Consider the following 9,902-nt stretch of genomic DNA (forward strand, 5'->3'; position numbering starts at 1 on the left):
CGCGCAGCGGCAAGCGTGGGGGCCATATCAGGCAGTACCGCCACCGACCACACGGCGCGGCTGCTGGGGTCGAAGCGCAAGACCCGTGGCTCCTTGACCTCGGCGCGCAGCGTGGGTCGGATGAGCGCCACTTTCTCGCGCACATCGTCGGCCGCCTTGCGCCCGTTGATGTGCAGCTGGAATTCGATGATGACAACGGCCTGTCCTTCGTAACTGCGCGAGGTCAGGGCATTGATGCCAGCGATCGAGTTGACGCCTTCTTCAATCTTCTTCGTGACTTCACTCTCGACAATCTCGGGCGACGCACCGGGGTAGTCCGCGGTGACCACGACCACCGGAAAGTCCACGTTGGGAAACTGGTCGACCTGCAGACGCTGGTAGGAAAACAGGCCCAGCACCACGATGGCAAGCATGACCATGGTGGCGAAGACGGGGTTGTGAAGGCTGACGCGGGTGAACCACATGGTCTATTTACCGCCTGGCGTTGGGTTCAAAGGGTTCGTGAATTTCACGGCGCTGCCTTCGCGCAGGGGTCCGACCGTGCCGGCGACGAGCGTCGCGTTCTCGGCGACGCCTTTGATCGCCACCATGGTTTGTCCGTCGACTTCGCCGCGCGCGCCCATCTCGACCGTCTGGTGGACTATCTGGTTGTTGCTCACCAGTTGCACATAGGGCTGGGGTTTGTCGGTGCGCACCGCATTCAAGGGGACCGCCAGGGCTCGCAGGTGATCAGTGCCCAGCGTGCCCTGTGCAAACAGGCCCTGGCGCAAGCCGGGGGCCGCGTCAACGGCCAGATAAATCAGAACGGCGCGGCTGCCGGCCACGGCGCTGGGGTTGACCCGGACCACTTTGCCGCTGACGGGCTTGGCGGAGCCTTCGATCTGGAGCGCGGCGCTTTGGCCCACGCGCGCGTCCAGCGACTCGCTGGCGCTCACACTGGCTTCGAGTTCGAGCCGGCTGAGATCGACGATTTCCACGATGCGCGCGTCGATCGCCACGCGCTCACCGGGCTGTGCCAGTCGCTGCGCAATCAGGCCGGCAATAGGCGCACGCAGCACCGTGTCCTCCAGTGACTTGCTGGCAATCTCGGCGCCGGCCTGGGCGGCGCGATAGGTGGCCTCGGCCGACGCGAGGCTGGAAATTGAAGAGTCCAGTGCGGTTCTGGAAATAAATCCCTGCGCCACCAGCGAGCGGTTGTTGTCAAAGCTGCGCCGGGCGATGTCAATCTGGGCTTTGGCGGCTTCCGCCTGCTGTTGCGCCTGGCTGACGCGCGCCCGGTATTCGGTTGAATCGACGCGGGCGATGATCTGGCCGGCCTTGACCAGATCGCCCTCGCGCACCGTCAGGCCCTGCAGCTCACCCGCCACTCGCGCCTTGACGATGGCCGTGTTCACGGCCTTGAGCGCGCCCGAGATCGGCAGGCCCTGCGCCAGCTCACGGGTTTTGACCTGCACCACATCGGCCGCGCCCAGTTCCACCACGGTTTGTGTGCGCTGGGCCGCCTGAGCGGCCACGGCTTGCTGTTGGGCCTTGCGGGCTGACAGCGCACGCAACACGCCGGTGGCGAGCAAAACGACGACCAAGGCGACGAGCGCCCATTTCAACCAGCGTTTCATAGTGAGGGAAGTCCTTCGTCTGTTGGAGGAGAAGAGGGGAGGGGCGGTCGCACGCACAGGCCGGCAAGAATGGTTTGCACTTGTGCTGCGAGGTAGTCTTCAGGCACTAGTTGGGACGCTTCTGTATTGTCACAACAAGCGGCTTTGGAGTGCATCAATATCTGCAAGAAAATCATGGGCGCCAGCACCGTATAGACGCCGTATTTCATGTCCACGGGCGCGAACTCACCGCGGTCAACCCCGCGCTGCAGAATGCGGCGGATCAACTCATGGGCCGGCTGGATGACTTCATGCTGGTAGAAGGCGGCCAGTTCCGGAAAGTTTTCGGCCTCGCTCAACATCAGTTTGGTGATGCCGGAGGCCTTGGAGCTGCCCAGGCGCGCCCACCACAGCGTCATGGCGTGGCGCAACATGTCAGGCGTGCTGCCCTCGAACGCATCGAAGCCGGCATTCCACTCCGAGAAGCGCCCCGAAATGTTCTCGCGCACCACCGCCTTGAACAGTTCTTCCTTGCTTGCAAAATAGAGGAACAGCGTGCCTTTTGAAACACCGGCGCGCCGGGCTACTTCTTCGGCCTTGGTCGCGGCGAAACCTTTTTCGACGAACAGGTCCAGCGCAGCGGCCAGCAGTTCGCCTGGGCGCGCGTCCTTGCGGCGTTCGTGCTTGGCGTGCACCTCGGACTTGGTTTTGCAGATCAGTTTGGAAAGCGGCATGAAATTAATGACTAACTGGTTATTTAATGTAGCGTCTGACCAAGGGGCTGTCAATTGCTGGCGGGCCGCCGGGCCAAGTCCTTGTGTAAATTTGAGCAAACACGGGGCTGCGGATGGCAGCGCAGCCCTCGACGCGTAAGATGCGCGGGGTCGACGCGACCAACCGTTTTAAGAGGAGATTTCCCATGACAGATTCCCTGCAAACCATCACCCTGGGCGGCGGTTGCTTCTGGTGCACGGAGGCCGTCTATGTGGCGGTCAAGGGCGTGATGGATGTTGAAAGCGGCTACAGCAACGGACGCGCGGTTCGTCCCAGCTACGAGCAGGTTTGCACCGGCAGCACCGGCCATAACGAGGTCGTCAAACTGGTGTTTGATCCGGTCCAGATCAGCCTGCGTGAGATTCTGGAAATATTTTTCGTCATCCACGACCCCACGACGCTGAACCGCCAAGGCAATGACAGCGGCACGCAGTACCGCAGCGGCATCTATGTCTCAACGCCGGAGCAGGAAACGGTCGCCAAAGACGTCATCCGCGAAATGGGCCAGAGCGGCGTCTACAACCGCGCAGTAGTGACCGAGGTCTTGCCGCTGGCCAACTACTGGCCGGCCGAGGACTACCACCAGGACTTTTTCGAGAAGAACCCGGGCCAGGGCTACTGCGTGGCCGTGGCGGCGCCCAAGGTGGCGAAGTTCCGCAAGACCTTTGCGCGGCTGGTGAAACCTTGATTACATCGCACGGACTCCAGTACCAGTACCCGTTGGGGCCGACGCTGGCTTTTCCCGCCATCAAGGTGCCGCAGGGCGGCGTGTTGCTGCTGCGCGGGCGGTCTGGAGAGCATGGTGGAGGTCAAAATCAAAATTCCGCTCAAATACTCGCTGGAACCGGTGACGGTGGAAGGCAAGTTTGCCGTCCTCAAAGAGGATTCCTACGGCCTGTACTACCAAAAGTGGGAATAGTCCGCGGCTGAAGACACCATGCCCCCACCACCCGACCCCCATCTCTTCGCAACTCGGGGGTCGCCAAAATCGGCGTTGAGTCCAATGTGGCGGTCATCCGCAAAGGGCTCCGCCTCCTTTTTTTCAGGGCATCGGTCACATAAAAGCTCGTGTCCTGCATGTCCAATGAATCCAGGATGCGTTCTTTTTCAAACTGGTAGAGCGATTTTCCAGACACGACTTCAATGACGCATCCGAGGATATCGGTGGAGTGGCTGTCCTCGCAGGTGGTACCGGGCTGGTTCAAGCGCCGCCGGCGTTGCCGTCGGGTTTCTCGACGCCCACCACCATCTTGGCGGCGACGCTGGTGATGGGTTTTCTCATGGAGTAGATGCGAAAGAGTCCGTCCTCGGTCATTTGGGTGTCCAGTGCCGGATCAAGTTTCCCCACGCTCTGTGCATAGGCCACCTTGCCATGCCGGCCGATCAGCAATACCGCGCCGGGCAACTTTTTGCTGGCAACGTCCGCTTTCAGTTTGTTGGTGAGCAACTGCAATTGCTGCGATGACATGCCCACCTGCTCGGGCTTCGCTCTGGGCAGATCGGCTGCATTGGCCTGGATCGCAGCGGCGAGCAACAGGGTGCTCAGAAGTCCGGCAAAACCGATTTTGAAATGTTGCATAGGTGTCTCCTCAAGATTTTTTGTTTCCGAACACAACGGGTTGGGCGCTTTTTAGATGGCGCCTCCACGAGCTCCATTCAGGAAACGATCTAATGCGTACTCCTTTTTCGCGGTAAAGCGCGAGTCGCCGTCGGGACCGTGCTGACGCCCCGGGGCTCGGGCCTTTGAAGGGGGTGAGCCGGGACCGTAACGAGCTGACAGCCGGCAGGGTTATCAGGCTTGCTGGACAATCAAAATTTCAACGCCAGCACAGCAGGCCCAGTTCATGACCCATTCCCTGAAGATCGATTTCGTCTCCGACATTTCCTGCCCGTGGTGCGCCATCGGCTTGTCTGCCCTGGAGCAGGCGCTCGGCAAGTTGCAGGGAGAGGTGGCCGCGGAGCTGCATTTCCAGCCCTTCGAACTCAACCCGCAAATGCCGCCCGGCGGACAGGACATCGGCGAGCATCTGGCGCAGAAGTATGGCTCCACGCCAGAGCAGCAGGCGCAGATTCGCGACACCATTCGTCAGCGTGGCGCGGATGTCGGTTTCAGTTTCAACCGGGCCGGGCGCGGCCGCATCTACAACACCTTTGACGCGCACCGCCTGCTGCACTGGGCCGGATTGGAGACGACAAGCCAACAGACTGCGTTGAAGAAGGCGTTGCTGGCGGCCTGCCATAGCGAGGGCCAGAGCATGGAGTCGCACGAGGTGTTGCTGCGCGCGGTGGCGCAGGCGGGTCTGGACGTGGCGCGCGCGCGTGCCATTTTGACCAGTGACGAATTCGCCGCCGAGGTGCGCGAGCGCGAAGCCTTTTACACCGGCCAAGGCATTCATTCGGTACCGGCCGTCATCATCAACGACCGGCATTTGATTTCCGGTGGTCAGCCCGTGGCCGTGTTCGAGCAGGCGCTACGCCAGATTGCGGCGGGCCAGGAAGGGGCTTGACGGCGGCGCAAAACCCATCGAGTGCTTCGACATAAAGTACGCGCCGCCGGTTTGTCTTTAGTGCGCTGTCGCCAGCCAGGCGGCCACGCACGCATTGAACGCTGCGGGCTGCTCCACCATGACCCAATGGCCGGTGTCAAATGCCTGCACCGCGCAGCCCGGTCGCGCTGTGAGCAACGCCAGCCATTGCGGTGAATGGAACATGAAAGGCTTGCGCGCGCCATAGAGGTAGAGCACGGGGCAGGCCGGGCTGATCTGTGCCGCGCCGCGAAAGCCGCCGAGCAAGCCGAACCACTGCATGGCGTAAGGGTAGTTCATCTGCCAGCCGATGCGGGAGGGCTCGGTGGGGCAGCGCATGGCGCGTGCCATGCCGCGCGTCATCCGATTGCCCAGTGCGCCACTGATGGCGCCGCCCAGCGTCCAGGCGAGGGCGAGCCAGAACTGGTAGGCGAAGACCTGCCGCCTGGCCCGGGCGGTGAGCGATTTGAGAAACGCCCCGGCGTTGTGGTCGCCGATGTCCACCGCCACCATGCGCGCCACGCGCGTCGGATGTTGCATGGCGAATTCGTAGCCGAAGATACAACCCCAGTCATGCAACAGCAGCGTGACCGGCTGGTCCGGGCTCACCGCCTCCACGATGGCGCTGAACAACGCCGTCATTTGCGCCAGCGACGTGGCACGGGCTGGCTGGGCCATGTCAAAGCCCGGCAGCGTGAAGCGCACGCAACGATACTGGCTCTTGAGCGCCGCGACCGTACCGTCCCACAGGCGGTGGGTGTCGGGCCAGCCGTGGATCATCACCACGGTGTGCGGGCCGTCGCCTTCGATGAAAATGTCGATGCCCTGGATGTTGCGTAGGGAAGATGTCATGGTGTGGCGCGGGCAACGCCCCAGTAATGGAAAGTCATGGGTCGCGGACCGGGCAGATAACGGGTGTGCAGGTCGGGCAGCTGAAAGCCCGCCGCCAGCAGCAGCGCGGGAATGTCGCGCCCCAGGTGGCAACCACCGGAGAACTTGCCCCACAGCGGTTGCAGTCGCTCTTGCCAGCGCCGCACTGATTCATCGGGTGCGCGGCCATGCTCGCAATACAGCAACTGCCCGCCGGGTGCGAGCACGCGGCGCATTTCATGCAGGGCGGCCAGCGGGTCGGGAATGGTGCACAGGGTGTAGGTGATCAGCACCGTGTCAAAGCTCGCGTCAGGCAGCGGAATCTGTTCGGCCGACAGACCCAGCAACTCTACCTCCAGCCCGGCCTGCGCGATGCGCTCGCGCGCCAGCGGGTGCAACTCCAGCGCCGGGTCCAGTGCCGTGATTTTGGTGACGCGGGTCTTGTTGTAGTAGCGCATGTTCAGCCCGGTGCCGATGCCCACCTCCAGCACTCGGCCCTGCGCCAACGGCACTACCAACTGGCGCTGGCGGCCCACCATAGGCAGGCCGCAGGCATAGTCCAGCGCGTGGGGCAGGATGTGGCGGTCGTACCAGGAATTGCTCATCCCACCTTCACACTGTTGGCGAACGCCACGCGGCCGCGCACCATCTCGGCCTCGGGTTTGGGCTCGGGGTAGTACCACACGGCGTCGGTATTGAGCTCGCCATTGATTAGCAGCGAGTAATAGCTGGCTTGGCCCTTCCAGGCGCACGAGGTCTTGTGGTTGCTGAAGGTGATGAACTCGCGCTTGAGCGAACTTTCAGGAAAGTAGTGATTGCCTTCCACCAAGACGGTGTCGTCACTCTCGGCAATGACGGTGTTGTTCCAGATGGCTTTCATGGGTGGCTTTCAAGGTGAATTGGAGTGGATGTCCCCGCCGATTATTGATTGGATGCCCCGCAATCGAACGGCTCAGGCGCATGCCGCCTCAATGGCAATCAATGCGTCTTCCCGCCAGAAGGTGGCCGCCGCGTAGTAGCCCTCCCACACGCAGCCGTTGCAGCCGCGTCCACAGCAGGTGGTCGGCTCGGGTGGCGGCTGGCGAAGGGTGATGCCAAGTTCACGGGCGCGCTGTGCCAGCGTGCGGAACATCACGACGGCCGAATGGCGGTCGATCGCGCAATGGTTCAATTCGGCCTGCCTTTTCGTTGATAACTTGCTTGTAGGATGTGCCCAGGCCGTCCAGCAGGCCGCGCGCAAGGTCTTGCTTTGACGTGACTCAGGGCGCCAGCCGTTCGCGAATCCACACCGGCTCGGCGCCGGTCGTGGCATCAGCGCCAGCGCTCAAGGTGTAGCGCAGCCGGTCATGCAGACGGCTCTTGCGGCCTTGCCAGAATTGCCAGTGGTCGGGTTTGAGCCGGTAGCCGCCCCAGTACGGCGGACGTTGCGGTTGCAGCAAAAATTTCGCCCCGTACTTGGCGGCGTTGGCCACCAGCGTGCCTCGCCCCGAGATCACCTGGCTTTGCGGCGAGGCCCAGGCGCCAATGCGTGAATCAAGAGGGCGGCTGTGAAAGTATTCGTCGCTTTCCTCGCTACTGACTTTCTCGACCACGCCCTCGATGCGCACCACCCGCTCCAGCTCCACCCAATGAAACTGCAGGGCGGCAAAAGGGTTGCCCGCCAGCTCCTGGCCCTTGCGGCTGTCATAGTTGGTGAACCAGGTGATGCCGCGTTCGTCATAGCCCTTGATCAGCACCACGCGGGTGCTGGGACGAAGGTTGCCGGCCACGGTGGCCAAGGTCATGGCGTTGGGCTCGGGCGTCTCGCACGCAATGGCTTCCTTCAGCCATTGGTCAAACTGCTGCAGGGGGTTGGCGTGCGATGCGTCCTCATTGAGTTCGGCTCGTTCGTAGCTTTTGCGGAGATCGGCAAGAGAGGTCATGGGCGCAGTATAGGCAGGTCCCTGATCCGAAGGGTTGTGTCGCATAGTTGACAGGAAAACTGTCTCAATTTGCAAAAACTTTTAAACCCATGGGGCTTACCCGTATAGAGCATCGTCGGTATTGATCTAGTCTAATAGATGTGCAAAGAAATGGGACTTATTCCCAACCGCACGTCAAAAATTACCAAGGAGACACCCTGATGAGCGTCAAATTTCAACTCAATGGCAAGGCGGTTTCCGCCAATGCCGAATCGGACACCCCCCTCTTGTGGGTGATTCGCGATGAACTCGGCCTGACCGGCACCAAATTTGGTTGCGGTGCCGGGCTGTGCGGCGCCTGTACCGTGCACCTCGATGGCAAACCGGTGCGCTCGTGCCAGACGCCACTCTCCAGCGTCGTTGGCAAGAAAATATCCACGGTGGAGAGTTTGTCCAAGAACAACACCCACCCGCTGCAGGTGGCGTGGATCAAGCACGACGTGCCGCAGTGCGGCTATTGTCAGTCAGGCCAGCTCATGAGTGCTGCTGGCTTGCTGGAGAAGAACAAGAACCCCAGCGACGCCGAGATTGATGAGGCCATGAGTGGCAACCTTTGCCGCTGCGGCACCTACCCGCGTATCAGGGCTGCCATCAAGGATGCAGCTTCCACCATGCGTAACGCCTGAGGAGATAAAAATGACAACTTCACGTCGCGACTTTCTTAAAACCTCCGCCATTGCCACTTCCGGCCTGATGCTGGGCCTGGCCTTGCCTGGCGCCACTACCGGGGCACTGGCTGCCGGCACCCTGTACACACCCAACGCCTGGGTGCATATTGCAGACGACAACACCATCACCCTGATTTCGGCGCGGTCGGAGATGGGGCAGGGCGTCTACACCTCCTTGCCGATGCTGATCGCCGAGGAACTCAACGTCAATCTCAATCAGATCAAGGTGGACATCGCGCCACCCAATGCTGTGTATGTCAATGCCCTGCTGGGCGCGCAGGTTACCGGTGGCTCAACTTCGGTGCGCGACGGATGGGAAAAACTGCGCATCGGTGGTGCCCAGGTGCGAGAGATGCTGATCAGTGCGGCCGCTGACAAGTGGAAAGTGGATCGCGGCACGCTCAAGGCCGAGAACGGCATGGTGATCGGCGCAGGCGGCAAGAAGGCCAGCTATGGCCAGCTGGCCGAAGCCGCGGCCAAGCTGCCGGTGCCGGAGAAAGTGGTGTTGAAGGATCCGAAAGATTTCAAAATCGTCGGCAAGCGCACCAAGCGTCTGGACACCCCGGCCAAAGTCAATGGCACGGCCGAGTTCGGTATCGACGTCAAGTTGCCGGGCATGGTGTACGCCAGCATCGAGCAGTGTCCGGTGATTGGCGGCAAGGTCAAGAGTTTTGACGCCAGCAGCGCCAAGGGCATGCCCGGTGTGATCGATGTGGTTCAGGTCAATGACGGCGTGGCGGTGGTCGCCAACAGTTACTGGCAAGCTCAAAAAGCCCGCAAGGCTTTGACCGTGCAATGGGACGAGGGTGCGGGTGCCGCGCTGGACCAAAACGTGGTACTGGCCAGCACGCGTGCCGCGGCCGACAGCGGCAAGGTGCTGCCCATTGGCAAACCGGTGGGCGATGTGGCGCAAGCCATGAAGGGTGCGGCGAAGACCGTCAAGGCGGAGTACATCTCGCCCATGCAGGCGCATGCGCCGCTGGAGCCGATGAACTTCACCGCCAGCTTCAAGGATGGCAAATGCCTGCTGGTTGGACCCACTCAGTTCCAGCAGGGTGCGCATGGCGCCGTGGCCGCTACGCTGGGCCTCAAGCCGGAAGACGTGACCCTGAAGACCACGTTCCTGGGCGGCGCCTTTGGCCGTCGGCTGGAGCTGGACTTCATCGTGCAGGCCGCGCAAATTTCCAAGGCCGTGGGTCGGCCGGTGAAGCTGCTGTGGTCACGTGAAGATGACATGACACACGATTTCTATCGTCCACTGGGCCTGAACCAGCTGCAGGCCGGACTCGATGCCCAGGGCAACCCGGTGGCACTGCAGTTCAAGGTCACCTCACAGTCGATCACCCAACGCGCTTTTGGCCTGCCCAAGGACACGTTTGACCCGTTCATGGCGGAAGCGGCGGTGGCGGGCTATGAAATCCCCAATACACAGCATGACCTGGTGATACACGACTCTGGCATGCGTGTCGGTTACTGGCGCTCCGTGAGCCACAACATGAATGCTTTTGC

At 61.7% G+C, this 9,902-nt stretch carries 14 protein-coding genes; 4 read left to right on the top strand and 10 right to left on the bottom strand.

The annotated features are described in order from the left end of the window. The 3 genes from B3V69_RS14545 to B3V69_RS14555 all read right to left on the bottom strand — a co-directional run. On the bottom strand, nucleotides 1–464 hold a 464-nt coding region (locus tag B3V69_RS14545), incomplete at its 3' end, for an efflux RND transporter permease subunit (protein ID WP_296447709.1). 3 nt (nucleotides 465–467) lie between these two features. Further along, on the bottom strand, nucleotides 468–1,616 hold the full coding sequence (locus B3V69_RS14550; protein WP_296447710.1) for an efflux RND transporter periplasmic adaptor subunit: 1,149 nt from the start codon (nucleotides 1,614–1,616) through the stop codon (nucleotides 468–470). After that, complete coding sequence (locus tag B3V69_RS14555) at nucleotides 1,613–2,329, bottom strand: TetR/AcrR family transcriptional regulator (protein ID WP_296447711.1); 717 nt, start codon at nucleotides 2,327–2,329, stop codon at nucleotides 1,613–1,615. The genes B3V69_RS14550 and B3V69_RS14555 overlap by 4 nt, the downstream gene beginning before the upstream one ends. Nucleotides 2,330–2,514: 185 nt before the next feature. On the opposite strand from B3V69_RS14555, the gene msrA reads away from it, so the two are divergent. Beyond that, nucleotides 2,515–3,057, top strand: a complete 543-nt coding sequence (msrA, locus tag B3V69_RS14560; RefSeq protein WP_296447713.1) for a peptide-methionine (S)-S-oxide reductase MsrA — start codon at nucleotides 2,515–2,517, stop codon at nucleotides 3,055–3,057. 187 nt (nucleotides 3,058–3,244) lie between these two features. Here msrA and B3V69_RS14565 read toward each other — a convergent pair whose 3' ends face one another. Both B3V69_RS14565 and B3V69_RS14570 read right to left on the bottom strand, forming a co-directional pair. Then, on the bottom strand, nucleotides 3,245–3,574 hold the full coding sequence (locus B3V69_RS14565; protein WP_296447715.1) for a serine hydrolase: 330 nt from the start codon (nucleotides 3,572–3,574) through the stop codon (nucleotides 3,245–3,247). Further along, entirely contained in the window at nucleotides 3,571–3,948 is a 378-nt protein-coding gene (locus B3V69_RS14570) for a serine hydrolase (protein ID WP_296447717.1), read from the bottom strand. Before B3V69_RS14570 ends, B3V69_RS14565 begins: the two co-directional genes overlap by 4 nt. Nucleotides 3,949–4,213: 265 nt before the next feature. Here B3V69_RS14570 and B3V69_RS14575 point away from each other — a divergent pair, with 265 nt between their 5' ends. Then, nucleotides 4,214–4,876 (top strand): DsbA family oxidoreductase, encoded by a 663-nt coding sequence (locus tag B3V69_RS14575; RefSeq protein ID WP_296447719.1) that lies wholly within the window; start codon nucleotides 4,214–4,216, stop codon nucleotides 4,874–4,876. Between the two features lie 57 nt (nucleotides 4,877–4,933). Here B3V69_RS14575 and B3V69_RS14580 read toward each other — a convergent pair whose 3' ends face one another. The 5 genes from B3V69_RS14580 to pdxH all read right to left on the bottom strand — a co-directional run bounded on the left by B3V69_RS14580 (nucleotide 4,934) and on the right by pdxH (nucleotide 7,686). Then, nucleotides 4,934–5,746 (bottom strand): alpha/beta fold hydrolase, encoded by an 813-nt coding sequence (locus B3V69_RS14580; RefSeq protein ID WP_296447721.1) that lies wholly within the window; start codon nucleotides 5,744–5,746, stop codon nucleotides 4,934–4,936. Then, a complete protein-coding gene (locus B3V69_RS14585; RefSeq protein WP_296447723.1) occupies nucleotides 5,743–6,369 on the bottom strand; it encodes a class I SAM-dependent methyltransferase in 627 nt (208 codons plus the stop codon). The genes B3V69_RS14580 and B3V69_RS14585 overlap by 4 nt, the downstream gene beginning before the upstream one ends. Then, on the bottom strand, nucleotides 6,366–6,644 hold the full coding sequence (locus B3V69_RS14590; RefSeq protein ID WP_296447725.1) for a DUF427 domain-containing protein: 279 nt from the start codon (nucleotides 6,642–6,644) through the stop codon (nucleotides 6,366–6,368). The genes B3V69_RS14585 and B3V69_RS14590 overlap by 4 nt, the downstream gene beginning before the upstream one ends. Before the next feature lie 72 nt (nucleotides 6,645–6,716). Further along, entirely contained in the window at nucleotides 6,717–6,896 is a 180-nt protein-coding gene (locus B3V69_RS14595; protein ID WP_296447764.1) for an oxidoreductase-like domain-containing protein, read from the bottom strand. A 127-nt stretch (nucleotides 6,897–7,023) separates the two neighbouring features. Beyond that, nucleotides 7,024–7,686, bottom strand: coding sequence for a pyridoxamine 5'-phosphate oxidase (pdxH, locus tag B3V69_RS14600; RefSeq protein ID WP_296447727.1), 663 nt, complete (start codon nucleotides 7,684–7,686; stop codon nucleotides 7,024–7,026). A 200-nt stretch (nucleotides 7,687–7,886) separates the two neighbouring features. On the opposite strand from pdxH, the gene B3V69_RS14605 reads away from it, so the two are divergent. Both B3V69_RS14605 and B3V69_RS14610 read left to right on the top strand, forming a co-directional pair. Next, entirely contained in the window at nucleotides 7,887–8,351 is a 465-nt protein-coding gene (locus B3V69_RS14605; RefSeq protein WP_296447728.1) for a (2Fe-2S)-binding protein, read from the top strand. A 10-nt stretch (nucleotides 8,352–8,361) separates the two neighbouring features. Then, on the top strand, nucleotides 8,362–9,902 hold a 1,541-nt coding region (locus B3V69_RS14610; protein ID WP_296447730.1), incomplete at its 3' end, for a xanthine dehydrogenase family protein molybdopterin-binding subunit.

The organism is Rhodoferax sp. UBA5149, assembly GCF_002413825.1.
In the GTDB taxonomy this organism is placed as follows: domain Bacteria; phylum Pseudomonadota; class Gammaproteobacteria; order Burkholderiales; family Burkholderiaceae_C; genus Rhodoferax.

What these genes read in the sequence shown, in the direction of transcription:
- B3V69_RS14570 (WP_296447717.1), bottom strand. Translation starts at nt 3,948, where the DNA reads ATGCAACATTTCAAAATCGGTTTTGCCGGACTTCTGAGCACCCTGTTG.
- B3V69_RS14590 (WP_296447725.1), bottom strand. Translation starts at nt 6,644, where the DNA reads ATGAAAGCCATCTGGAACAACACCGTCATTGCCGAGAGTGACGACACC.
- B3V69_RS14585 (WP_296447723.1), bottom strand. Translation starts at nt 6,369, where the DNA reads ATGAGCAATTCCTGGTACGACCGCCACATCCTGCCCCACGCGCTGGAC.
- B3V69_RS14605 (WP_296447728.1), top strand. Translation starts at nt 7,887, where the DNA reads ATGAGCGTCAAATTTCAACTCAATGGCAAGGCGGTTTCCGCCAATGCC.
- msrA (WP_296447713.1), top strand. Translation starts at nt 2,515, where the DNA reads ATGACAGATTCCCTGCAAACCATCACCCTGGGCGGCGGTTGCTTCTGG.
- B3V69_RS14555 (WP_296447711.1), bottom strand. Translation starts at nt 2,329, where the DNA reads ATGCCGCTTTCCAAACTGATCTGCAAAACCAAGTCCGAGGTGCACGCC.
- B3V69_RS14595 (WP_296447764.1), bottom strand. Translation starts at nt 6,896, where the DNA reads ATGTTCCGCACGCTGGCACAGCGCGCCCGTGAACTTGGCATCACCCTT.
- B3V69_RS14550 (WP_296447710.1), bottom strand. Translation starts at nt 1,616, where the DNA reads ATGAAACGCTGGTTGAAATGGGCGCTCGTCGCCTTGGTCGTCGTTTTG.
- pdxH (WP_296447727.1), bottom strand. Translation starts at nt 7,686, where the DNA reads ATGACCTCTCTTGCCGATCTCCGCAAAAGCTACGAACGAGCCGAACTC.
- B3V69_RS14575 (WP_296447719.1), top strand. Translation starts at nt 4,214, where the DNA reads ATGACCCATTCCCTGAAGATCGATTTCGTCTCCGACATTTCCTGCCCG.
- B3V69_RS14580 (WP_296447721.1), bottom strand. Translation starts at nt 5,746, where the DNA reads ATGACATCTTCCCTACGCAACATCCAGGGCATCGACATTTTCATCGAA.